Source organism: Kitasatospora fiedleri, assembly GCF_948472415.1.
GTDB classification, from domain to species: Bacteria; Actinomycetota; Actinomycetes; order Streptomycetales; family Streptomycetaceae; genus Kitasatospora; species Kitasatospora fiedleri.
In genome coordinates, this window is sequence record NZ_OX419519.1 from 7,226,720 (window position 1) to 7,249,867 (window position 23,148).

19 protein-coding genes, 4 pseudogenes and 1 riboswitch are annotated in these 23,148 nt (G+C 74.8%); of the genes and pseudogenes, 16 read left to right on the forward strand and 7 right to left on the reverse strand.

Going from position 1 to position 23,148, the window contains the following annotated elements:
• Nucleotides 1-74: 74 nt before the first annotated feature.
• Nucleotides 75-676: pseudogene (locus tag QMQ26_RS32855) on the reverse strand (histidine phosphatase family protein).
• Nucleotides 677-1,111: 435 nt separating this feature from the next.
• Between QMQ26_RS32855 and QMQ26_RS32860 the strand changes: the two are divergent.
• Complete coding sequence (locus QMQ26_RS32860; protein WP_111551785.1) at nucleotides 1,112-1,324, forward strand: CbtB domain-containing protein; 213 nt, start codon at nucleotides 1,112-1,114, stop codon at nucleotides 1,322-1,324.
• A 33-nt stretch (nucleotides 1,325-1,357) separates the two neighbouring features.
• Nucleotides 1,358-2,107 (forward strand): annotated as a pseudogene (locus tag QMQ26_RS32865) (CbtA family protein); the annotation flags it as partial.
• Nucleotides 2,108-2,222: 115 nt separating this feature from the next.
• Here the strand turns inward: QMQ26_RS32865 and metE are convergent.
• Both metE and cobF read right to left on the reverse strand, forming a co-directional pair.
• Entirely contained in the window at nucleotides 2,223-4,529 is a 2,307-nt protein-coding gene (gene metE / locus QMQ26_RS32870; RefSeq protein ID WP_282203801.1) for a 5-methyltetrahydropteroyltriglutamate--homocysteine S-methyltransferase, read from the reverse strand.
• Between the two features lie 150 nt (nucleotides 4,530-4,679).
• Nucleotides 4,680-4,905: riboswitch (cobalamin riboswitch) on the reverse strand.
• 165 nt (nucleotides 4,906-5,070) lie between these two features.
• Nucleotides 5,071-5,832, reverse strand: a complete 762-nt coding sequence (gene cobF, locus QMQ26_RS32875; protein WP_111551782.1) for a precorrin-6A synthase (deacetylating) — start codon at nucleotides 5,830-5,832, stop codon at nucleotides 5,071-5,073.
• Between the two features lie 265 nt (nucleotides 5,833-6,097).
• Between cobF and QMQ26_RS32880 the strand changes: the two genes are divergently transcribed.
• A complete protein-coding gene (locus QMQ26_RS32880; protein WP_282203802.1) occupies nucleotides 6,098-6,529 on the forward strand; it encodes a hypothetical protein in 432 nt (143 codons plus the stop codon).
• Nucleotides 6,523-7,650 (forward strand): FAD-binding oxidoreductase, encoded by a 1,128-nt coding sequence (locus QMQ26_RS32885; RefSeq protein ID WP_282206662.1) that lies wholly within the window; start codon nucleotides 6,523-6,525, stop codon nucleotides 7,648-7,650. Before QMQ26_RS32880 ends, QMQ26_RS32885 begins: the two co-directional genes overlap by 7 nt.
• A gap of 191 nt (nucleotides 7,651-7,841) precedes the next feature.
• On the opposite strand, the gene QMQ26_RS32890 is transcribed toward QMQ26_RS32885, so the two are convergent.
• Complete coding sequence (locus QMQ26_RS32890) at nucleotides 7,842-8,972, reverse strand: MFS transporter (RefSeq protein ID WP_404814230.1); 1,131 nt, start codon at nucleotides 8,970-8,972, stop codon at nucleotides 7,842-7,844.
• A gap of 190 nt (nucleotides 8,973-9,162) precedes the next feature.
• Here QMQ26_RS32890 and QMQ26_RS32895 point away from each other — a divergent pair, with 190 nt between their 5' ends.
• A complete protein-coding gene (locus QMQ26_RS32895) occupies nucleotides 9,163-9,417 on the forward strand; it encodes a lipopolysaccharide assembly protein LapA domain-containing protein (protein WP_100839139.1) in 255 nt (84 codons plus the stop codon).
• A 65-nt stretch (nucleotides 9,418-9,482) separates the two neighbouring features.
• Here QMQ26_RS32895 and QMQ26_RS38475 read toward each other — a convergent pair whose 3' ends face one another.
• Nucleotides 9,483-9,863 (reverse strand): response regulator transcription factor, encoded by a 381-nt coding sequence (locus tag QMQ26_RS38475; RefSeq protein WP_404814231.1) that lies wholly within the window; start codon nucleotides 9,861-9,863, stop codon nucleotides 9,483-9,485.
• A gap of 1,021 nt (nucleotides 9,864-10,884) precedes the next feature.
• Here QMQ26_RS38475 and QMQ26_RS38480 point away from each other — a divergent pair.
• Entirely contained in the window at nucleotides 10,885-11,010 is a 126-nt protein-coding gene (locus tag QMQ26_RS38480) for a hypothetical protein (RefSeq protein ID WP_404814011.1), read from the forward strand.
• Nucleotides 11,011-12,120: 1,110 nt separating this feature from the next.
• Here the strand turns inward: QMQ26_RS38480 and QMQ26_RS38485 are convergent.
• Nucleotides 12,121-12,897, reverse strand: a pseudogene (locus QMQ26_RS38485) (AAA family ATPase); the annotation flags it as partial.
• A gap of 298 nt (nucleotides 12,898-13,195) precedes the next feature.
• Here QMQ26_RS38485 and QMQ26_RS38490 point away from each other — a divergent pair.
• Together QMQ26_RS38490 and QMQ26_RS32910 are read left to right on the forward strand one after the other, a co-directional pair.
• Entirely contained in the window at nucleotides 13,196-13,663 is a 468-nt protein-coding gene (locus QMQ26_RS38490) for a DUF6426 family protein (protein WP_404814012.1), read from the forward strand.
• 73 nt (nucleotides 13,664-13,736) lie between these two features.
• The gene (locus QMQ26_RS32910) at nucleotides 13,737-14,120 is read left to right on the forward strand and encodes a hypothetical protein (RefSeq protein ID WP_282203805.1); all 384 of its coding nucleotides are present in this window, start codon (nucleotides 13,737-13,739) and stop codon (nucleotides 14,118-14,120) included.
• Between the two features lie 141 nt (nucleotides 14,121-14,261).
• On the opposite strand, the gene QMQ26_RS32915 is transcribed toward QMQ26_RS32910, so the two are convergent.
• Nucleotides 14,262-14,600 (reverse strand): hypothetical protein, encoded by a 339-nt coding sequence (locus QMQ26_RS32915; protein WP_282203806.1) that lies wholly within the window; start codon nucleotides 14,598-14,600, stop codon nucleotides 14,262-14,264.
• 1,242 nt (nucleotides 14,601-15,842) lie between these two features.
• Between QMQ26_RS32915 and QMQ26_RS37620 the strand changes: the two are divergent.
• The 8 genes and pseudogenes from QMQ26_RS37620 to cas5e all read left to right on the forward strand — a co-directional run.
• Nucleotides 15,843-16,220, forward strand: a pseudogene (locus tag QMQ26_RS37620) (CRISPR-associated endonuclease Cas3''); the annotation flags it as partial.
• 555 nt (nucleotides 16,221-16,775) lie between these two features.
• A complete protein-coding gene (locus tag QMQ26_RS37625; RefSeq protein WP_318552296.1) occupies nucleotides 16,776-16,943 on the forward strand; it encodes a hypothetical protein in 168 nt (55 codons plus the stop codon).
• A 156-nt stretch (nucleotides 16,944-17,099) separates the two neighbouring features.
• Nucleotides 17,100-17,459 carry a hypothetical protein gene (locus tag QMQ26_RS37630; RefSeq protein WP_318552114.1) on the forward strand — a complete coding sequence of 120 codons (360 nt, stop codon included), beginning with the start codon at nucleotides 17,100-17,102 and terminating at the stop codon, nucleotides 17,457-17,459.
• Nucleotides 17,387-18,595: a CRISPR-associated helicase Cas3' gene (gene cas3 / locus QMQ26_RS37635; RefSeq protein ID WP_318552116.1), complete on the forward strand. Its 1,209-nt coding sequence runs from the start codon at nucleotides 17,387-17,389 to the stop codon at nucleotides 18,593-18,595. The genes QMQ26_RS37630 and cas3 overlap by 73 nt, the downstream gene beginning before the upstream one ends.
• Nucleotides 18,596-18,820: 225 nt before the next feature.
• Nucleotides 18,821-20,533: a type I-E CRISPR-associated protein Cse1/CasA gene (casA, locus tag QMQ26_RS32925; RefSeq protein ID WP_282203807.1), complete on the forward strand. Its 1,713-nt coding sequence runs from the start codon at nucleotides 18,821-18,823 to the stop codon at nucleotides 20,531-20,533.
• Complete coding sequence (gene casB, locus QMQ26_RS32930) at nucleotides 20,523-21,125, forward strand: type I-E CRISPR-associated protein Cse2/CasB (protein ID WP_282203808.1); 603 nt, start codon at nucleotides 20,523-20,525, stop codon at nucleotides 21,123-21,125. Before casA ends, casB begins: the two co-directional genes overlap by 11 nt.
• A gap of 47 nt (nucleotides 21,126-21,172) precedes the next feature.
• Nucleotides 21,173-22,315: a type I-E CRISPR-associated protein Cas7/Cse4/CasC gene (gene cas7e, locus QMQ26_RS32935; protein ID WP_282203809.1), complete on the forward strand. Its 1,143-nt coding sequence runs from the start codon at nucleotides 21,173-21,175 to the stop codon at nucleotides 22,313-22,315.
• Nucleotides 22,315-23,148, forward strand: coding sequence for a type I-E CRISPR-associated protein Cas5/CasD (cas5e, locus tag QMQ26_RS32940; protein ID WP_282203810.1), 834 nt, complete (start codon nucleotides 22,315-22,317; stop codon nucleotides 23,146-23,148). The genes cas7e and cas5e overlap by 1 nt, the downstream gene beginning before the upstream one ends.

Here is a 23,148-nt window from a genome sequence, read left to right on the forward strand (position 1 = left end):
GGTGTGCGGCCGAATGCCCGGTACGGTGACCGAGGGCCGTCACCGCTTCTGTGAGCAAGGGAGTTGACGGTCAGTCAGGTATCTGCGGCCAGGGCCGTGCCGCAGCGCAGGTTCCAGCGGGCGGCGCGTCCGCTGAGGTGGGTGGCGGTGAGGGGGGCGACGTCCAGGCGCCAGAACGCGGCGGGCGGCAGGGCCAGGGCGTGCACCACGGCGGCCCGGACGACGGCCGGTTCGGCGACGGCCAGCAGGTGGCCGGTGTCGGCGGGCAGGGCGTCCAGCCAGCGGCCGACCCGGGCCAGCAGGGCGGTGACGGACTCGCCGCCGGGCGGGGCGAAGTCCGGGTCGGACAGCCAGGCGGCGAGCGGCCGCGGTTCGGCGGCGGCGAGTTCGGCGAGCGGACGGCCGCGCCAGGCGCCCGCGTCCAGGTCCGCCAGCGCGGGCTCGACGGCGTCCGGAACCAGGCCCAGCGCCCGGCGGTCTGCCGGCAGCGCGGGGAGGGCGCGGACAGCACGCGGTCGGCCCGGGGCGCGGCGAGGGCGCGGGCCGGGGCCAGTTCGGCCTCCGTCAGCGGGCGGTCGTCCCCGAACCGCGCCTCGCGCAGCTCCGCGCCGAGCGCCGGGGCGATCAGCGCGACCCGGACCGTCCGGCCGCCCGCCGCCGCGCCGCCCGCCGTCATGCCGCCCGCCGTCATGCCGCCCGCCGTCATGCCGACCACCGGCCGGACACCCACCGGCCGTACGCGCGCCACTCGACGTGCGCCGACCGTGCGCACACCGCCCGGGCGTCGGGGGCGGCCCGCCGTCGACCCGGCGGGTGCCGGTGCGACCAACATCACCCGGAGCTCCACAGCGCCTCCCTCCCGGGGACCATTCGTGCACGCATTGGTAGCATGGCGTGCCGCGCCCCTGGTGGGGCCCGCCCGGGAACGGTACCTTCTCGGCGAACAAGTCCACATCAACGACGGTGCGTGGAAGTCCGGTGAGAGCCCGGCACGGTCGCGCCACTGTGAACCCGGAGCCGCCCAGTCGGCCGACGGGAAGTCAGACCCGCCTCCGTCGACCCTGCTCCACACGACACGGGACGCGAGTTCCCGCAAGGAGGTCACACCGCCATGGCTCACCCCATAGCGCCCGCCGCCACGCCGGCCATCACCCCCCTCTCCGTCAAGGCGATCGCGCCCTGGGCGGTCTTCTTCGGCATCCTGCTGCTCACCCTGCTCTACTTCGTCGGCGCCGAGCAGGGCGCCACCTCGCTCGTCTCCGGCGAGAGCGTGCACGAGTGGGTGCACGACGGCCGGCACCTGCTCGGCTTCCCCTGCCACTGACCCGCCCGGCAGAAGAAACGAGCACCTGCGCACATGAACTCCCACATCGTCAGAAACCTGCTGGTCCGCGGCATGCTCGCCGGGCTCGGCGCGGGCGTCCTCGCCCTGATCGTGGCCTACCTGCTCGGCGAACCCCGGGTGGACGCCGCGATCGCCTTCGAGGACTCCCACAGCCACGAGCACGGCGAGGAACTGGTCAGCCGGACCCTCCAGTCCACCGCGGGCCTGGCCACCGGCATCCTGGTCTACGGCATCGCGCTCGGCGGCATCGCCGCCCTCGCGTACTGCTTCGCCCTCGGCCGCACCGGCCGCTTCGGCCCCCGGGCCACCGCCCTGCTGCTCTCCGGCGCGGCGCTGGCCTCCGTCTACCTCGTCCCGTTCCTCAAGTACCCGGCCAACCCGCCGTCGGTGGGCGACCCGGACACCATCGGCAAGCGCACCACCCTGTACTTCCTGATGATGCTGCTGAGCGTGCTGCTCGCCGTCGCCGCCGTGGTGGCCGGCAAGCAGCTCGCCCCGCGGCTGGGCAACTGGAACGCCACGGTCGTGGCCGGGCTCGGCTACGCCGTGCTGATCGGTCTCGGGTACGTCCTGCTGCCCGCGATCAACGAAGTCCCCGAGGACTTCTCCGCCACCCTGCTCTGGCAGTTCCGGGTCGCGGCCCTGGCCATCCAGCTCACCCTCTGGCTGTCCTTCGGCCTGCTCTTCGGCCACCTCGCCGAGCGGCTCCTGCTGCCCAAGCCGGCCCGCACCGCCGAGCCGGCCGCCACGGCGGCCCCCGCCGCCCCTAGCGGCGTGCCCGACGGGCCGGAACGCACCACGTCAGGTGCGTTCCGGCCCGTCGGCGTTCCGGCCCGTCGGCGCGGCCGTTCCGGCCCCGTCCGTCGCGGGCGGGACGTCAGTCGGCCAGTTCTGCCCGCAGGGTGCGGGCGGCGGTGACCAGGCTGTCGATCGAGGCCCGGGTCTCGGTCCAGCCGCGGGTCTTCAGGCCGCAGTCCGGGTTGACCCAGAGGCGTTCGGCGGGGATCGCGGCCAGCCCGGCCCGCAGCAGTGCCAGCGCCTCCTCGGAGGAGGGGACGCGCGGGGAGTGGATGTCCCACACGCCCGGGCCGACCTCGGCGAGGTAGCCCGCCTCGGCGAGCTCGTGCGCCACCTGCATGTGCGAGCGGGCGGCCTCCAGCGAGATCACGTCCGCGTCCAACTCCTCGATGGCGCGCAGGATGTCACCGAACTCGGCGTAGCACATGTGGGTGTGGACCTGGGTGTCGGCGCGGACCCCGGAGGTGGTGAGCCGGAACGCGTCGGTGGCCCAGTCCAGGTACGCGGGCCAGCCGGCGCGCCGCAGCGGGAGCGTCTCGCGCAGCGCGGGTTCGTCGACCTGGATCACGGCGGCGCCCGCCGCCTCCAGGTCCGCCACCTCGTCGCGCAGGGCGAGGGCGACCTGCCGGGCGGTGTCGGCCAGCGGCTGGTCGTCGCGGACGAACGACCAGGCCAGCATGGTGACCGGGCCGGTCAGCATGCCCTTGACCGGGCGGTCGGTGAGGTCCTGCGCGAAGCGGTACCAGTCGACCGTCATCGGGTGCGGACGGGAGATGTCGCCCGCCAGCACCGGCGGACGCACGTACCGGGTGCCGTAGGACTGCACCCAGCCGTGCCGGGTGGCCAGGTAGCCGGTGAGCTGCTCGGCGAAGTACTGCACCATGTCGTTGCGCTCGGGCTCGCCGTGCACCAGCACGTCCAGGCCCGCCCGCTCCTGGTAGCCGACCACCTCGCGGACCTCGGCCTCCATCCGCTTGCGGTAGTCCGCCGCGTCGATCCGTCCGGCGTTCAACTCGGCTCGGGCGGAGCGCAGTTCGGCGGTCTGCGGGAAGGAGCCGATGGTGGTGGTGGGCAGCAGCGGCAGTCCGAGCCGGGCCTTCTGCGCCGCGGCGCGGACGGCGTACGGGGCGTCGCGGCGGGTGTCGGCCTCGGTGACGGCGGCGGCCCGGGCCCGGACCGCCGGGTCGCGGGTGATCGGGGAGGCCGCGCGGGAGGCCAGGTCGGCCCGGTTGGCGGCCAGTTGGGCGGTGACGGCGGCGGTGCCCTCGCGCAGGGCGCGGGCCAGCAGGGCGGTCTCGGCGGCCTTCTGCCGGGCGAAGGCCAGCCAGCGGCCGATCTGCGGGTCGAGGTCGCGTTCGGCGGCGGTGTCCAGCGGGACGTGCAGCAGCGAGCAGGAGGGGGCGACGTCCACCGTGTCGGCCAGGCCGAGCAGGGTCGCCAGGGTGGCGAGGGACGTCTCCAGGTCGTTGATCCACACGTTGCGGCCGTCGACCACGCCCGCGACCAGCCGCTTGCCGGGCAGGCCGCCGACGGCCGCCAGGTCGCTCAGGTTGCCCGCCGCCGGGCCGGTGAAGTCCAGCGCCAGGCCGTCGACGGGGGCCTTGGCCAGGGTGATCAGCGCCTCGCCGAGCCGGTCGAAGTAGGAGGCGACCAGCAGCCTGGGGCGGTCGGTGAGCGCGCCCAGCTCACGGTAGGCGCGGGCGGCGGCGTTCAGCTCGGCCGGGGTGCGGTCCTGCACCAGCGCGGGCTCGTCGAGCTGCACCCACCCGGCGCCGGCCGCCCGCAGGTCGGCCAGCAGCTCCGCGTACACCGGCAGCAGCCGGTCCAGCAGGGTGAGCGGTTCGAAGTCGGCGGCCACGCCGGGCGCGGGCTTGGCGAGCAGCAGGTAGGTGACCGGGCCGAGCAGTACCGGGCGGGCCCGGTAGCCCTGGCCGAGTGCCTCGCGCAGTTCGCCGACCTGCTTGGCGGAGTGCGCGGCGAACGCGGTGTCCGGGCCCAACTCCGGCACCAGGTAGTGGTAGTTGGTGTCGAACCACTTGGTCATCTCCAGCGGCGCCACCTGCTGGGTGCCGCGCGCCATCGCGAAGTAGCCGTCCAGCGGGTCGGCCTCGTACGCGGCCCGGTGCCGGGGCGGGACCGCGCCGACGGCGACCGTGGTGTCCAGCACGTGGTCGTACAACGAGAAGTCCCCGGTGGGGACTTCGGTGATGCCGGCGCCGGCCAGCTGCCGCCAGTTGGCGCAGCGCAGTTCGGCGGCGGTGGAGTGCAGCGCGTCGGCGGTGACGGTGCCCCGCCAGTAGCCCTCGATCGCCTTCTTCAGTTCCCGGTTCCCGCCCTGGCGGGGGTATCCGTGAACGGTTGCCGCGGCTACGGACTTCGCAGTCAAGGGGACTCTCCTCGCGAGCCTTGATCCTGGGTCCGGTGCGCAGGAGGCGCGGAGGGTGCCGAGACCGGGCGGTGCCGCGCTCGACCGCGCCTGCCCGCCTGGTGTCCGTACCGACCCGCCCTCGAGGTCACCGGTCACCGGGCGCGAACGGTCGCACCCGGGCAACGGGCAGGTCTTCGGACTCGCGGGCCCGCCCGGGGAGGCTCGACGCTCCCGGGCACCTACTGGCCGTCGCTTCCCAGGTCCGTCCGGACCCAGTGCGTATGACGGCGGTCGTTCCCACTCACCGCTGCGGGGCAGTCCCGGATTCCCACCGGGTTCCCTCTTGCGACGCCCTGCCTGGCGGACAGGGCGAACCAGTTGCGCGGCCAGTGTAGAACGGACCGGGCGTTCTCCGGTGCGAAGTCCGGCAGCTGTCCGGTCCGTGGGACGCGCGGACGGACGGACGGACGGCGGCGGACGGCGGCGGGCGCGGGCAGACGGACGGCGGCGGGCGGGCTGCTGGCAGGGCGCGGGCAGACGGGCGGCGGCCGGACGGCGTTCAGCCGTCGGTACGGCGCAGCAGGTAGCTGTCCATGATCCAGCCCTTGCGGGCCCGGGCCTCGGCCCGCAACCCGGCGATCCGGTCGGCCTGTTCGGCCAGCGGGCCGGAGACCAGGATCTCGTCCTCGGTGCCCAGGTACGCCCCGTAGTGGATGTGCACGCCCGCCGGGTCGATGGCGGTGAACGCGGCCTGCCCGTCCAGCATCACCACCGCGTCCTCGGCGCCCGGCCCGAAGCCCTCGGCGGCCAGCCGCCGCCCGGTGGTGATCCGCACCGGCCGCGCGGTGCGGGTCAGCGTGGTGCGGTGGCGGGCCGCCAGCACCGAGACGCTGCTGACGCCGGGCACCACCGTGTACCCGAACCCGGTCCGCCCGCGCGCCAGGACCCGGTCCAGCACGGCGGTCACGCTGTCGTACAGCGACGGGTCGCCCCACACCAGCAGCGCGCCCGTCCCGCCGTCCGGGAGCTCCTCGGCCACGGCCCGCTCCACCAGGTCGGCCCGCCGCTCCCGCCACTCCTCGACCGCCTCCGCGTACCCGGCCGCCGACCGGTCCCGCGCCGGGTCCACCAGCTCGACCACCCGGTGCCCGGCCCGGCCGTGCTCGGCGATCATGTCCCGCCGCAGCCGCATCAGGTCCTGCCGCTCCTCCGGCTTGTCGAGCAGCAGGAACACGTCGGTGCGGCCGATCGCCTTGACCGCCTCCAGGGTGAGGTGGTCGGGGTCGCCCGCGCCGATGCCGATGACGAGAAGAGTACGCATACCGGCGATTGTGCCTGCTGCCCGGCGCGTTCACCGGCCCGGGTCGGCGGGCGCCCCGGCGGGCGCTCCGACCGGCAGCCCCGGCGCGCGGACCCCGGCGGGGCGTCGTGCGCGCACGGACGCGCGCTGGGCCATCGGACGCACTCCGGCGGGCCGCGGCCGGGCGGCGGCGGGGCGGGGCGTGACGATCGGCGCAGAGCCTCCGTGCGCCCGGCGCGGGGGAGGAAGGTGCGTCGTGACAATGGACCGTCGTCGTTTTCTGACCGTGGGCGGAGCACTGGGGGTGGGGCTCGCGGCGGGCGCGTCCCCGGCCCGCGCGCAGGACCGGGGTGCGGGTGCGCGCCCGGGGTCGGGTCCGGCCGCCGGTGCCGACGCGGGCCCGGGCTCGGGCTCGGGCTCGGTACGGGCGTTCCCGCCCCGCCAGCGCGGGTGGCGGGCCGCGCCGCCGGACTGGCAGGCGCTGCGGCAGCGGCTCGGCGACCGGCTGGTGCTGCCCGCCGACCCCGGCTACGGGACGGCGCGGCTCGGCTTCAACGAGCTGAACGACGGCCAACTCCCCGGCGCGGTCGCCAAGTGCGCCTCCGCCGACGACGTCCGGGCCTGCCTGGACGTGGCGCGCGGCCACGGCCTCCGATCGCCGCCCGCAGCGGCGGCCACGGCTACCTCGGCTACAGCATCCCCGACCGGGGCCTGGTGATCGACCTGCGCGCGCTGAACACCGTCCGGGTCGACCCCGACGGCAGCGCCGAGGTCGGCGCGGGCGCCCGGCTGATCGAGGTCTACGCGGGCCTGGCCGCCGCCGGCCGACTGCTGCCCGGCGGGTCCTGCCCCACCGTGGGCATCGGCGGCCTCACCCTGGGCGGCGGCATCGGCGTGCTGGCCCGCAGGTACGGCCTGACCTGCGACCGGCTCACCGCCGCCGAGGTCGTCACCGCCGACTCCTGCGTGCTGACCGCCGACGCCGAGCACGAACCCGACCTGCACTGGGGGCTGCGCGGCGGCGGGGGCGGGAACTTCGGCGTGGTCACCCGGTTCACCTTCGACACCCCGCCCGCGCCCGGCCTGACCGTCTTCGTCCTGCCCTTCCCGGCCGGCTCCGTCCCGCAGGTGCTCGGCGCCTGGCAGCAGTGGGTCGCCGACGCGCCGCCCGAACTCTGGGCCAGCTGCCAGATCTCCGGCGGCAACCCGCCCACCTGCAAGGTCGTCGGCTGCTGGGTCGGCGAACCGGACGGCGCGAACCGGCAGATCGACCGGCTGGTGCGCGCGGCGGGCACCCGGCCGACCGGCCGGACCGTCGCCGCCAAGGACTACCTGGGCGCGATGAAGTTCATGGCGGGCTGCGCCAACGACACCGTCGCCCAGTGCCACCCCACCTGGGAAGGCGGGCGGTTGACCCGCACCGGCTTCGTCGCGACCTCCCGGATGCTCGGCCCCGGCCCGGTGGACCCGGCCCGGCTCACCGAGCTGATGACCGGCCGCACCGGCGTCGACCTGCTGCTCGACTCGCTCGGCGGCGCGGTCGCCGAACCCGCCCCCGACGCGACGGCCTTCCCGCACCGCGACTCGCTCGCCAGCGCCCAGGTCTACGCGGGCGCCACCCCCGCCACCGAGGACCGGGTCCGCGCCACCGTCGACGAGATCCGCGACGGCCTCGCCCGGCTCGGCGCCCCCGGCGCGTACGTCAACTACATCGACGCCACCCTGCCCGACTGGGGCCGCGCCTACTACGGTGCCAACCTGCCGCGGCTCCAGCGGACCGCCCGCCGCTACGACCCCGACGGGGTCTTCGCCTTCCCGCAGTCGGTCACGGCGGCCTGACGGGCGGCGCGCCCGCCGGTGCCGTGCCCGGTGCGCCCGCCCGTGCCGGCGCCGCCGCCGCGAGCAGCGCCGCCGCCCCGATCCGTCCGGGCCGGTCCGTTCCGGCCGGGGCCACCGTACGGGCGCGGACGGGCCGGATGCGTCGTACCCGGGAGCCAACTGGCGTGCTGCTGACCAGGTATGACGTCCGGTCAGGTAGCGGGGGAGGAGCGGGCGCGGCGCAGCAGGAAGGTGCCGGAGGCGGCGGCGAGGGCGGCCATGCAGGCGGTGAAGACCAGCCCGGCGTCGGCGAGGCCGAGCGGGCCGGACAGCAGGCCGACGCCGATCACCGGGATGGAGATGCCCAGGTAGGCGACCACGAACAGGGCCGAGAGCACGCCGCCCCGGTGCCGGGCGGGGGCGGCGTCCGCGACCTCGCCGACCGCGCCGCGCAGCGCCATGCCCTGCCCGGCGCCGCCGACCAGGGCGGCCAGCACCAGCGGGGCGAGGGTGGCGGTGGCGAGCGAGAGGGCGAGCAGGCCGAGGCCGCCGATCAGCACCAGGCAGCCCAGCGGGATCGCCCGCCGGGCACCGAGCCGGGGCACCAGCAACTGGCCGACGGTGGAGGCGAAGAACGCGGCGGCGACGATCAGGCCGACCGCGGCGTGGTTGCGCACCCCCAGGTCCTCGGCGAGGAAGGCCGGGCTGACCGAGGTGAACACGCCCAGCAGCGAGAACCCGGCGAACGCGGCGATCGCGGCGGGCACGAACACCCCGCGCACCTCGGCCGGCAGCGCGGGCCGCCGGGGCCGAGCGGTGCGCAGCGGGCGGGCCCCGTCGACGGTCTCCGGCAGCGCCCAGGTGACCGCGCAGGAGAGCGCCAGCAGGGCCAGGTGGACGGCGAACGGCAGGACCAGCGGCCCCGGCGCGTACTGGGAGAGCAGCCCGGCCAGCAGCGGCCCGCAGCCCAGGCCGCCCATGTTGGCGGCGGTCGCCACGAAACCGGCCCGGGCCCGGTGTTCGGGCGGGGCCAGCTCCAGGACGTACGCGGTGGCGGTGCCGGTGAACAGGCCCGCCGCGAAGCCCGACAGCAGGCGGCCCGCGAACAGCCAGGCCAGTCCCTGCTCGGCCAGGAAGGCCACCGCGCTGGCACCCGCGCAGGCCAGCCCGCACAGCAGCACCGGGCGGCGGCCCACCGCGTCCGAGACGTTCCCGAACAGCAGCAGCACGCCGATCACCCCGAGCGCGTAGACGGCGAACACCACCGTCACCATCAGCTCGGAGAACCCGATCCGCTCCTGGTACAGCCCGTACAGCGGGGTGGGCAGCGTGGTGCCGGCCATGCAGACGGCGAACGCGCCCGCCGCCCCCAGGTACCCGCTGCGTCGACGATCTGTCACCACCCCACCGTAGGCAGCGCGCCGGACCGGCCGGAACCGGCACGCCGGGGGCGGACGGGGGCGGGTGGGCGCCGAAGCCTCGGGGCCCGCCGCCGACGGGCCGAATCGCGACATCGCTCACATAATGGGCCATATGGCTGACAACAGGAACAGTGCGGACCGGCCGACCTCGATGACGGTCGGCGGCCGCGACGTGCGCATCAGGACGATCGCCTTCCTGGTGCTCGGCGTACTGGCGATCTGGTTCATCGCGGTGAACACCGCCTCGGTGCGCATCCGGCTGTGGATTCCCACCGTCACCCTCCCGCTGTGGCTGGTCCTCCTGGTCACCCTGCTGGTCGGTGCCGCCCTCGGCGAACTGCTGGCTCGCCGCCGCACGAGGCGCTAGCCGACCGGACGACCGCCGGACGGCCGCCGGACGGCCGCCGGACGACCGGTCACCCGGTCACCCGGTCACCCGGTCCGGCGCAGGAGGTCGGACAGGGCGAGCCGGGACGGGACGTCGAGTTTGCGGTAGACGCGGGACAGGTGGGTCTCCACCGTGCGGGGGCTGAGGAAGAGCCGCTCGGCGATCTCGCGGGTACGCAGCCCCGTCGCGGCCAGCTCGGCGATCTCCAGTTCGCGGTCGCTGAGCAGGCCGCGCGGGTGCGCGGTGCGGCAGTCCGTCGACAGTTCGGCGCGGGCGCGGGTCACCTGCTCCGTCACGAGCAGTGCCGGGTGCGTCCGGGCGACCGCCTCGGCCGCGCCCAGGCGGTCGAGGGCCGCGGCCGGGCCGTGCGCCTCGTGAAAGGCGCGGGCGCCGGTCGCCAGCGTCCAGGCGTACTGCACCGGCATCCCGGCGGACCGGAACGCCTCCGCGGCCCGGGCGAAGTGCCCGGCCGCCGCGTCGTGGTCGCCGTCGGCCAGCTGGAGCCGGGCCCGGGCGCACCGCGCGTGGGCCTCCTGGACGGGCAGCCCGAGCCGCCGGGCCTCCGCCTCGGCGGTCCGGACCAGCCGCTCCGCCTCCGCCCGGTCCCCGCACTCCAGGGTGGCGGTCGCCAGCACGGCCAGCAGGAACGGCCGGGAGAAGGGCCGGACCAGGGGCAGCCGCTCGTCGGCCCGCCGTCCAGCAGGGTCCGCCGGCACCCGGCCGGGTCACCGCCGAGCAGCCGGGCCTGGGCGAGCAGGCCGGTCGCCGAGGCCGCCCACCAGCTGTGGCCGGACGGGGCCGCCTCCGTCGCCTCCTCGACCAGCGCCACGGCGTCGGCGGCGCCCTCCCGGCCACGGGCCCAGACGAGCGCCGTCGCGCGGATCGCCCGCGCCAGGGCCAGCGCGGGCCGCACCCCCAGGCAGCGGGCGAGGTCCTCGCCTCCATGGCGTGCTGCCGGGAGGACTCCAGACGGCCGGTCCACTGCTCGGCCACCGCGAGCCCGAGCAGGCGGTGGAGCAGGACGGGCCGCTGGGGCCTCCGGCGGTCGGCCGTCGGTCCGCAGTGGTCGGTGGCCGGTCTGCGGTGGTCGGCCGTCGGTCCGCGGTGGTCGGCGGTCAGCTCCTGGCGGTCGGCCGTCAGCCCGCGGCTCAGGTGGCGGGCCGCGTCGGCGAACCGCTCCAGGTAGAGCTCGGCGCTGCCGAGCAGGGCCAGGGTCTCCGGGGTGCGGCCGGCCATCGGGTCCGGCAGGGCGTCGACCAGCCGGGCGCAGTGGGTGACCTCGTCCAGGGCCTCGGCCAGGTCGCCCGCGTGGGTGACGCAGAGCGCGTCGAGCACCCGTAACACGGTGCGGTCCGGCTCGGTGGCGCCGTCCGCGTCTCCGTCTCCGTATCTGTCTCCGTTTCCGTTGCCGTTTTCGTGGCTGGAGGCGGGGCCGGGGTCGCAGCCGTGCCCGTCGGCCGCGGTCGGCACCCGGACGGCTTCCCGGAGCAGGGCCCGGGCCTGGTCGTGGGTGCCGCGCAGGACGTGGACCAGCCCGTGCTCGATGACCAGTTCGGCGGCCTCGGCCGGTAGCGGCGACGGCAGCGGCCGGGGCAGCAGGCGGAGGGCCGCGTCGGCCAGGGCCGCCGCCTCCGCGTAGCGGCCGAGCTGCCGCTCGGCGCCGACGCAGACCGCGTACGCCTGGCACAGCTGCCGCTCGTCGAGCGTCGCCGCCCGGCGCCCCAGCAGTTCGTGCGCCCGGGTGCGGGCCTCGCCCGGGTGGCCCGAGGCGATCAGGGCGCGGCAGCGGGCGAGTTCCATCGCGTTCCGGGCGGCGGCGTCGGCTGCTCCGTCCCCTCCGTCGGGCAGGGCCTCCAGGGCCAGGCCGAGCCAGCGGGCGGCGGTGGCCGGTTCCAGCGCCGCGATCTCCGCGGCCCCGTCCGCCAGGGTGCGCGCGGCGAGTGCCGCGTCGCTGCCCAGCAGGTGCTCGGCGTGCCGGGCCCGGTCGCGGGCCCGCCCGTCCCGGCCGGTGATGAGTTCCAGGGCGTGGCGGTGGGCGCGCAGCCGGAAGGACAGCCCGGCCCGCTCGTGCGCGACGTGACCGACCACCGGGTGGCGGAAGGCGAGCCGGCCCTGCCAGTCGGCCTGCCGCACCAGACCGGCCTCCTCCAGTTCGGCGAGCGCGTCGAGGGTGCGGTCCGCCCCCAGGCCGGAGAGCCGGGCGACGTCCTCCGGCCGGAACGGGCTGCCGGCCACGGCCGCCGCGGACGCGGTGAGCGCTGCGGGCGGCGTCAGCGCGTCGAGTTCGGCGACCAGCGGCTTCGCCGCGCGCAGCAGCCCGGCCGGGTCGGTGCCCGCCCGCTCGGGCCAGTGCTCGGGCTGCCAGCGCGCCGCGACGAGCAGGCGCAGGTAGCGCGGATTGCCCTCGGCCGCGGTGCACAACCGGGCGGCGAACGCGCGGAGTTCGGCCGGGGTGCGGGCTCCGGGCTCCCCGTCGGCGGGCCGGTCGGCCAGCAGGACGGCCACCTCCTCGGCGGTGAGGGCGCGGGGCTCGACCCGGGTCACCGTCCCCGCCCGCACCCCGTCCTGCAGCGCGGCCCGGAGGGCGGGCGCGGTCTGCCCGGGCCGGTGGGCGACCGCGAGCAGGAACGGGGCGGGCGTCACCGACCGCACCAGCCGGACCAGCAGCGCCGTCGACGCCGGATCGCACAGGTGGACGTCGTCCAGCACCACGAGGTGCCCCGCCGCCCAGGCGAGCGGCCGGTCGCCCGGCCCGTCGAGCCGTTGCTCCGGCGCGTCCAACCGCTGCTCCGGCCTGTCGAGCCGTTGCTCCGGCCCGTCCAACCTCTGCTCCGGCCCGTCGAGCCGCTGCTCCGCCTCGCCGGCGCCGCCCGCCGACTCCCGGGCGTCGCGGAAGACCTGCCACGGGCCGGTGCCGTCGTGCCGGGCGTGGGCCCGGGCCACCGGGACCCCGCGCCGCGCGGCCAGCTCCAGGAGCGCCCCGGCCAGGCGGGTCTTCCCGATCCCCGGCTCCCCGGGCAGCTCGACGACCGAGCCCCGGCCGCGTTCCAGCGCGAGCACGGCCCGGGTGAGCACGGAGAGTTCGGCCTCCCGCCCCACGAGCCGCCCCCCGGCGGGCCGTTGCTCTCCGACGAGCTGCTCCGCGGCGAGGTGCCCGGCCGGAGGACTGTTGTGCTGCAAGGCGCTTGCCCACTTCCGTTGTCGACGCGAGGTGCCCCACCCGGCCCCACCCGGCCCGCCCCGGACGCCCCGGCGCCGCCGCACCCCTCGGCGGACCTCCCCGGCGGGGCCGGGCGGTCCTGACGACTCGGCGGCGTCGACCGGGTGTGCCCTGATACGGGCCCCCGGGAGATACGTACGGAGATTACGTGCTCCCCCTGACGCTTCCGCGGGCGTGCTCGATGAAGCTGGCCTCTCCCGACCTTCCGATCCGGAGGACAACGTGAAACTCAGGAGCATGGCGGTGGCCGCCGCACTCGGCGCCACGTCCTCACCACGGTGCCGGTGGTCACCGCCCCGTTCACCGCCTACGCGTCCTGCGTGGACGACCACTCCACCTGCGGCAACGAGGACCCGCCGCCGCCGGACGACCCGGACGACCAGGACCCGCCGATCATCGACCTCCCCGACCCCGGCTACCCCGACTACCGGGCGACGACCCGGGGCCGGCGACGGGCAGTCTGCCGACCGTCATCACCAACGGGTCCAACGTCAGCGAGGCGCCCGTGCCCGTGGCGGACGCCACCTGCCCACCGTCGTGGTCACCGGCACCGCCACGCCCGCCCCCGCACCGGCCGACCCGGCCATCCCCGGCAACACCGGAGCCGTCGGCGGGGGCGGCGAGGACAGCACCCCGGGCGCGGTGCTGTACCGGCTCGGGAAGCTCTGGGAGAAGCACGAGAACTGCTACCGCAACGGCAACTCCATGCCGTACAAGGTGTCGGAGACCGTCAAGTACGACGTCACCTACCAGGTCAGCACCAACATCTCGGCGAAGGCGGTCGACGTGCTCACCGCCACGATCGGCACCCAGCTCAACACCACGATCAGCCGCAGCCAGACCGTCGACTTCACCCTCAACCCGGGCGAGAGCTGGTCGCTGTTCGTCGAGTACGCAGACCAACGTCTACCGGATCACGACCTTCGACTACTGGAGCCTCTCGTACAAGATCGAGTTCGTGAACGTCACGGCCCGACCGGCGTCGTGACCCCGCGCCCCTGCTGAGGCCGGTCCCGTCCTGATGCCCCGCCACCCCTCCGAACCGGCGGCACGACCGGTCACGCCCGTCGTGCCGGTCGTGCCGCCGCTCGACGCGGAGGTGATCCCCGAACCGGCCCGGGCCGCGGCGCTGGCCGCCCTCGCCGCGCTCACCGCGGCCGTCCGGCGCCACCTCGGCGACCCCGACCTGTTCCACCGCCCCCGCTACCGGATGAAGGCGCACCACCGCCACCTCGCCGGGCTGACGGGCGAACAGGCGACCGCCCGGATCGCCGCGGCCGCCGAGGCCCGGGCCGCGGCCGGCCTGCTGGCCGTGCACTCGGTCCGCGCCGAACGCGCCGAACGGCCCGACACCGCCCCTGCTTCACCCCGGACGCCCTCGCCGAACTGCACGGGCTGCTCGTCGCCGCCGACCCCAACATCCCCGGCACCGGCGGCTTCCGGAACGCCACCGCCAGGGTGAACTGGCCCGACGGGCGGCGCTTCGTGATGACCGTCCGCCCCGGCCGGGACCTGCGTGACCACGTCCGGCGCTGGTACGAGTGGGGCACCCGGACCACCTCGCCGCCACTGGACGCCGCGGCGCTCGGCATGGTGCGGCTGCTCACCGTCCACCCTTCCCGACGCCAACGGCCGCACCGCCCGGCTGCTCGCGGAGTGCGACCTGGTGGCCGCCGGCCTCCTGCCCGGACTCCTGCTCGACCTCGAAGGCTGGACCGAACGCCACCGGGCCGAGCACGACCGGGCGGTGGTCGCCGCCGCACAAGGCCGACTCGCCCCCTGGGGTGAGCTGTTCGCCCGCACCGTCACCGACACCGCCCGCCACCGGACCACGACCGTCGAGACCTACGGTGCCCTGATCGACGCCGCGATCGCCCGCACCGACGGCGACGCCGCCGAGACGGCCGTCCTCACCTGCCTCCGCACCGCCCGGCCTCTCCACGACCTGGCTCCACGACCGCATCCCGCACGACCCGGCCCCACCCCTCGACCGCCTCGCACCGCCGGAATCCTCACCCCCCACCCCCGCCTCCCGGGCGCCCTGATCCACCCTCAGTCCTGGCCGTCCTGGACACCCCGTACGAAGACCCGCCGCCCTGAGGCCACAGTGAGGCCGCCCCAACCCCACCCGCCCCAACGGAGGCTTGGGCAAACGGCGGCGGCGATGGCTTCGCCTCGATCGATGGCAGCTTTGGCACGGACGGCACCGGCACGGTCGCTGGCCCGTTCCTGGAGCAACCCCCGCGAGCGCGGGGCCGAGGACCGCCGCGTCCCGGGCGGCTTGCTGGAGCGCGAGCAACCCCCGCGAGCGCGGGGCCGAGATCGCCTCACCAACGCCACCAGGCCGGTGCTGGAGCAACCCCGCGAGCGCGGGGCGAGGGCGGGATCGCCTGCAAGTGGTGCGGATCGGAGGAGCAACCCCGCGAGCGCGGGGCCGAGTTGAGCAGGCCCCACTGGTCGCGGGCGTAGCGGGAGCAACCCCCGCGAGCGCGGGGCCGAAGGCACGTACGCCGACGTGCGGCCCGGCACCCGAGAGCAACCCCCGCGAGCGCGGGGCCGAGCACGGGTCGGATCGAGCTCCGGGGCAGCGTGCGGAGCAACCCCGCGCGGGCGGGGCCGAGCACTCGTGCACGCGTAACTGCCGGAACGTCAGGGAGCAACCCCGCGAGCGCGGGGCCGAGGCCCTAACGGCGGGACGCGCAAGGGGACTTGAAGAGCAACCCCCGCGAGCGCGGGGCCGAGACAATGCGACGCGCACGGAAAGATACCCGTGAAGAGCAACCCCGCGAGCGCGGGGCCGAGGTCCAGGATGCTCTCCTGGCCGGGATCTCCTGGAGCAACCCCCGCGAGCGCGGGGCCGAGCCGCGGAGGCGGCTGGCTCCCGTCAACGAGCCGGAGCAACCCCCGCGAGCGCGGGGCCGAGGCTTGGTGACCTGGGGTGTTGCGGGTCAAGTGGTGGTGATTTTGTCAGGTGGATTTGCTGGGGGAGCTTGCATCGTCTGGTTGCTGTCCGGGATTGTCGGTGGGGTCCTCTACGCTGCGGAGCGTAGTGGATCGGAGGCATGGGGTGGGCGGATTTGTGCAGGGGAGAGGGCTTTCAAGGGAAGCGGCGGGGTGGTTGGGGGCGTTGTGGGGGAAATCGGCGGGGAGGGGCGGGGGAACGGCGAACCTGTTGATTTCGCACATGTTGGACACTGCGGCGGTGGCTGAGGTGATGTGGGACGACTACCTTCCGCCGGTCACGCGTCGACGGTTGGACGTGGTGGCGGGTGGGCGGGGCCGAGGGCGGTTGTTGTTCGTGTGGCTGTGCGGTGTGCACGACGTGGGGAAGGCGACTCCGGCCTTTCAGTTCATGGACGTGACAGGAGCCGCTGCGGTGCGGGCGGCGGGGCTGGGGTGGAATGAGTACGCCGTCGCGGGTGGGAAGAGGTGGCGGCACGACCGGGCGGGTGGCCGGGTAGTGCGGGGACTGCTTGCCGAGGCCGGGTGGGCGGAGGAGCAGCGGGCTTGGGTGTGGCCGTTGGTGGCGGGGCATCACGGCACGTTCCCGACGGCGGGGGATCTGGTCCCGCCGAAGAAGAACGAGGAGTTCCAGGGGCGGGGGGCCGCCTGGCGCGGTGCCGGACCGCGTTGGTCGAGGTCTTCAGCCGGGAGGTCGGCTTCGGCGGGGAGTGTCCGTTGGGCGAGGCCCAGCCGTGCGAGGTGCCGACGCGCGCGGTGCAGCTCCAGCTGTCGGGCTGATCGTGATGGCGGACTGGATCGCCAGCAACGAGCGGTACTTCCCCGGTGTCGCCGATCTAGGGCGCGTCTCATGGGAGGGCGCGCGCAAGCGGGCCGGTGCGGCGTGGTCCGCGCTGGGGCTGCGCGGTGGGTGGGGACAACTCGCTCTGCCCGGGGTCGAGTTGTTCCAGGACAGGTTCGGCGAGGGGCCCCGGTCGTCGCAGCGGATGGTGCTGGAGGTGGTTCGCCGGATGGGGAACCCGGGGCTGGTGGTCATCGAGGCGCCGATGGGGGAGGGGAAGACGAAGGCGGCGCTCGCGGCGGCCGAGGTGCTGGCGGCCCGGAGCGGCGCGGACGGAGTGTTCCTGGGCATGCCGACCAGGCGACGGCCGACCCGATGTTCACTCAAGTCCGTTCTTGGCTGGGCGAGATCGACAGTCCGCTTGCTGACCAGGTGGCGTTGCTGCACGGCAAGCGGATCTTCAACAAGGAGTGGCGCGCGCTCCTCGATGGCGATGGCGCCGACACCTTCGAGGCGGACGACTGCTACGGCTCGGGGTGGTGAGGACGAGTACGGGATGGCCTGGTCCTTCGGGGCGGAGGAGCCGCAGCGCGGGGTCCCTCCGAGTGGTTCCTCGGACGGCGACGCGGTCTGCTCAGCCCGTTCGCGGTCGGTACCGTCGACCAACTCCTCCAGGCCGCGACCCGGACCAAGCACGTGATGCTGCGGATGGCCGGCCTGGTCGGCAAAGTGGTGATCCTGGACGAGGTGCACGCCGCGGACGTCTACATGTCCCAGTTCCTGCTGGAGGGCCTGCGCTGGCTCGGGCAGGCGGGCGTCCCCGTCCTCCTCCTGTCGGCGACGCTCCCACCCGAGCAGCGTCATGACCTGGTGGCGGCGTACCTGGCCGGAGCGCGGTCCGTCGAGACCGCGCCGGAGGTCGAACTCCCGCAGCCGGACGGCTACCCGAACGTGACGGCGCATGGATGGGGGAGGACGGTCCGCAGGTGCTGGTGGAGAGCGCGGAGACCTGGCGGCCCGACCTGGAGGTCGAGGTGCGCGTCCTCGACGAACCGGTGACCGATCCGGGGGGCCAGGACCCGTCAGGTCCGACCGCCGAGGCCGTTGCGGAGTACCTGGGGGATCAACTCGCCGACGGTGGCTGCGCATTGGTCATCCGCAACACCGTCGACCGGGCCCAGCACACCTTCGAGGCGCTACGTGCGAAGTTCGCCGACCAAGAGGTGCACCTGCTGCACGGCCGGCTCCACGTCGGGCACCGTGCCGACCGCACCGCGGCGGTGCTGGGGGCGCTCGGTCGGCGTGACGACGGCCGGCCGCGTCCCCGGCGGATGGTGGTCGTCGCCACGCAGCTCGCCGAGCAGTCCTTCGACGTCGACGCGGACCTGCTGGTCACGGACCTCGCGCCGATCGACCTGCTGTTGCAGCGCATCGGCCGTCTCCACCGCCACGACGGCAACCCGCGCCCGCCCCGACTCGCGCGTCCGACGGTCGTCGTGACGGGGCTGCGCCGGGCAGGCGGCGGAGTCCCGTGGCTGCTCCCGGCCGCGGAGCGGATCTACGGGCGCTGCCCGCTGCTCCGCACGGCGGCCGAGGTGATCACGGCCGACGGCGGCGGGTGGAGCATCCCGGGCCGGGTCCCGGAGTTGGTCGCCCGGGTCTACGGCACCGATCGGATGGTCCCGCAGGAGTGGGCCGACGAGGAGTCGGCGGCGCGGAAGACCTGGATCGAGGACCGGCGCGGGCGCCGGGAGGCAGCCGCGCCGTTCCTGCTCACCCGGGCGGGTGAACACGGTCAGCCGACCTTGGAAGGGCTCCACTACGCGGGCCGGGGCACACTGCGTGACGGGCAGTTGGAAGCCCTGGTCAGGGACGGCGATCCGAGCACGGAAGTGCTCCTGGTCCGCCGGGTCGGTGGTGGCTATCGCACCATGACCGGCCGGGCGCTGGGCCCGAACGGCGAGACCGCGGCCGACCTGCTGGACGACGTACTCATCGGCACCGTCCGGCTCCCGGCCAAGCTCACCGAGGCGGTGAAGCGGCACGGCCTCGGTCCGTTGCCGGGTTGGCGTGACCATCCCTGGCTGCGCTACGGCAGGGCGCTGGAGCTGGACGAACGGGACGAGGCGCAGCTCGACGGCTGTCGGATTCGGTACGACAGCCGGCTCGGCCTGGTCGTGACCGGCCGCCCATAGCGCCTGGTAGGGGGTGGGCAAGAGAAGTCTTGGCCACCCCCAACCCCGCGAGCGCGGGGCCCACTTGGTGCCGACCCGGCCGCGGAAAAACGGCTAAGGGCCATCCCCTTCGAGCGAAGCCCGGGGGCAGGTGGCAATTCAAGCATTCGCCCTTCACCGATCGGTGGCTGGTGCCACTATGAAGGACAAGCCACTTCCAAAAAAGGCTAGTTGAGGGATACGACTGTGCCCGTGTACAACCTGGCGGACGAACCGTGGCTGGCCCCGCGCCTGCTCGACGGAGGCCCGCCCGTCCACCTGGGAATCGCCGAAACGCTGACGCGGGCGGACGAGTTCGACGGACTGTCCGTCGACTTCGCCACGCAACTCCCCGCCGTGCTGCGGCAAGTGCTCCTGCCGGTGGTCGTAGCCGCGCTGGGGGCGCCCGAAACGGCGGCGGCCCAAGGCGAGCGGCTGGCCAGGGGTGGGTTCACCGTGCGGGAGAAGGAGCGTCTGCTCGCCTACCTGGCCGAGCACCGGGCGCGCTTCGACCTGTTCGACGAGGCCGTGCCCTTCGCCCAGGTGGCCGGGCTGCGGACGGCGAAGGGCGAGACGAAGGGTGCCGCCGTGCTGGTGGCCACCGCGGCGAGCGGCAACAACGTGCCGTTGTTCGCCAGCCGTTCGGACGCGGACCGGCTCGACCTGACGCCCGCCCAGGCCGTCCACTGGCTCCTGCACACCCACTGCTGGGACACCGCTGCGATCAAGACCGGCGTCGTCGGGGACGACAGGGCGAAGGCCGGCAAGACCACGGGCAACCCGACCGGACCCCTCGGCCAGCTCGGTGTGATCGTCCCGATGGGGCGCACCCTGTACGAGACGCTGCAACTGAACATCCCGGTCACCGCGGGCGCGAACCTGGGCAAGCCTCAGTGGGAGCGCCCTCCCGGCACGCCCGCCTGGGAACAGCGGTCGGCCACCGGCCTGCTCGACCTGTGGACGTGGCAGGCGCGGCGCGTCCGCCTGATCCCGCACCAGGACGACGGGGGAGCGCTGAAGGTGGCCCGCGTCGTGATCAGTGCCGGCGACCGCCTCTCCACAACGCCGGAGTGGGAGCCGCACACCGCCTGGACGTTCACCGCACCGGCCAAGAAGACACCGAACCACGCCCCCGAGCGTCGGCCGCGCCGCCACCCGCAGGGCAAGGCCGTCTGGCGCGGGCTGGACGCACTGCTCGCCCCCGTCCGGCAGAACGACGAGGGTGTCTTCGAGACCAGCGTGCTGCTCGACCGGATCGGCGCCCTCCAGGAGGATGCGCAGCTGCCGGCCGACTACCCGCTCCGGGTCGAGACCTTCGGCATGGTGTACGGCACGCAGTCCTCGGTGGTCGAGGACGTCGTCCACGACACCATCCCCCTGCCGGTGCTCGCCCTCCACCAGGACTCCGGGACGCGGCTGTTCCTGCTGGACGTCGCCGAGCAGGCCGAGCGGCTCGCCCGGGCCCTCAACGACCTCTCCGCGGACCTGCGCCGCGCGATCGGGGCCGATCCGATCCCCTGGGACAAGGGCCAGCGGCCCGGTGAACCACTGCTGCACGTCCTTGACCGCCTGGTCCGCCGGATGCTGGCCGGAGCCCGGGCGGCCGGTGGCGACGAAGAGCTGCTGGAGCGCGGCCGGTTCGCCTGGGAGGAGGCGGCGGCCCGGCGTACCTGGGAACAGGCGGACGCCCTGCTGGCGGCGGCCCCCGCCGGCGCGTTCACCGGACGGGCCGTCAGCCAGACGGGAAAGCAGGGCAAGACCCACACCTTCTCCCTCGGCAGGGCGGCCGACAAATTCCGCCGCGAGGTCCACGACATCCTTCCGCGCCACGCGCACACCGCTCGTGCCACCGCGCGGGACCGGTTCGGCGTGCTCGACGACGCCGAGAACCCCTCCTCCGGAGACCACGTTGACGACTGATCAGCCCGCCGCTCGACGGCGCTACTGGCACGAGTACACCGCTCCCCACCACGGCTGGCGCACCGACCCCCGTACGGGGCAGCCGGGTCGGCCGCCCGGCGAGGAGCTGGCCGCCCTGCGCTCCGGGCTCGGGCGACCGGTGATGGACAGCTCGAAGATGTGGCCGTACTACAGCACCGAGGTCGACGACGTACTGGCCCTCCAGGACCGGGTCTCCGACGAGCAACAGGCCGAACACGCCGCGCTCGCCCTCTACGGCCTGCACCAGCAGGGCCAGAGCAGGCCGATGCACCGCTCCGGCGTCAAACTCGGCCGGGCCCTGCGCGAACTGCGCCGCCACGGCAAGTACAGCGAGAACGCGCTGGACGCCAGGGTCGGCCAACTGGCCGCCGCGACCAGCGTCCCGGCCCTCCTGGTCCACCTACGGGGCCTGGTCACCCAGCTGCGGACGGTCGGCCAACCCCTCGACTACGACCACCTGATGGCCGACATCCGTGCCTGGCACCAGCCCGAGCGCCGACCCCAGGTCCGGCTCAAGTGGGCCCTGGGCTACCAGGCGTGGCAGGACAAGACCTCCGTCGGCGACGAGTGACCACCGCCCACAACCGAACCCCGCCCCCGCCTCGTCAGGAGAAGCGCGTGCCTTCCCGTTCCCGGCTCTACGTCGACGTCCACATCCTGCAGACCGTCCCGCCGGCCAACCTCAACCGCGACGACAACGGCAGCCCCAAGGAGGCGTACTTCGGCGGCAAGCGCCGCTCCCGCGTCTCCTCCCAGGCATGGAAGCGTGCCACCCGCGTGCACTTCGCGGAGCGCTACGAGCCGCAGGACCTCGGCACCCGGACCAAGCGCATCGCCGGCAAGCTCGCCGAGCGCCTCGCCGCCCGTGCCGACCTGCGCGCCGAGGACGCGCAGCGCATCGCAGGGGCGCTGCTGAAGCCGATGGGCATAGCCGCGGGCAAGAAGGCGGGCGACACCGCGTACCTGCTGTTCTACGGCCGCCGACAGCTGGAGGGCATCGTCGACCTGGTCGCCGCCGACGCGGCGGAGTTGGCGGCACTGGACGACCAGCAGTTGGAGGAGCGGGCGAAGAACCTGCCGGTCCGCGAGCAGCTCCAGCAGGGCCACCCCGTCGACGTCGCGCTGTTCGGCCGGATGGTCGCCGACATCCCCGGCCTCAACGTCGACGCCGCCACCCAGGTCGCGCACGCCCTCTCCACCCACGCCACCGAGCTCGAGTTCGACTACTACACGGCCGTGGACGACGAGACCGGCGACGAGGAGACCGGCGCCGGAATGATCGGCACCATCGGCTTCAACTCGGCGACCCTGTACCGCTACGCCACCGTCGGCCTGCACCAGCTGACCGACAACCTCGGCGAGGAGAAGACCGCCGTCGAGGCCGTCGACCTGTTCGTCGACTCCTTCGCCCGCTCCATGCCCACCGGCTACGGCAACTCCTTCGCCCACCGCACCCGGCCCAGCCTGGTCGCCGTCGTGGTCCGCACCGACCAGCCCGTCAACCTGGTCTCCGCGTACGAGAACGCCGTCCCGGCCGGCGACGGCATCCTCACCGAATCGGCCCGCCGCCTCGCCGCCGAGTACCGCACCGCCACTTCCCAGTGGGGCGACGAACCGCTCCACACCGCCATCTGCCACACCCTGGACGCCGCGAGCCCCGAAGCGGCCGCGCTCGCCGAGGCGTTCGGCGCCAACCGGACCTTCGCCGAACTCCGCGAGGGCCTGCGCACCGCCCTCACCGAGCGGACGGCGGAACGCTGATGCCCGCCGACACCACCCCGCCGGACGACCGGGCGGTCCTCCTGCTGCGACTCGCCGGACCGCTCCAATCCTGGGGCGACCGCAGCGCCTTCAACCGCCGCGACACCACCCCGCAGCCCACCAAGTCCGGCGTCGTCGGGCTGCTCGCCGCAGCCGCCGGCCGCCCCCGCGGAGCGGACCTCACCGACCTGGTCGGTCTGCGGCTCGGCGTCCGGGTGGACCAGCCCGGCACGCTCCTGCGCGACTACCACACCGTCAGCGACTACCGCGGCCTGCCGCTGCCCCAGGCCGGGGTCAACGCGAAGGGCGTCCAGAAGCCCACGTCGCCGAGCAAGCACACCCACGTGACGCACCGCTACTACCTCCAGGACGCGGTGTTCCTCGTCGCCGTCGAAGGACCCGCCGAACTGGTCGCCATGCTCGGCGAAGCCGTCACCCGCCCGGCCTTCCCACTCGCCCTCGGCCGCCGCTCCTGCACGCCCACCCAGCCGCTGAGCCTGGGCGTCCGCCGTGGTACACCGCTGGAGACCGCCCTCGCGGAAGAACCCTGGCAGGCCAACGAACAGACCAGGAAGGCGTACGAGCGGCAGGCGAAACGCGGCCAGGCCCCGCGCCGGACCGACCGCGTCGACCTGGAGGCCAGCTTCGACGACCCGCACGGGGACGATACCTACCAGGACGTCCCGCTGAGCTTCGACCCGCGCCGCCGCGGCTTCAGCAGCCGCAAGGTCCGGCACGAGTGGCTCAGCGTTCCCACCGGCCTCCGGGCCGTCGTTCCCACCGAGCCGCCCGCCGACGGCGGCCACGACCCCTTCGCCCTGCTGGGCTGGTGA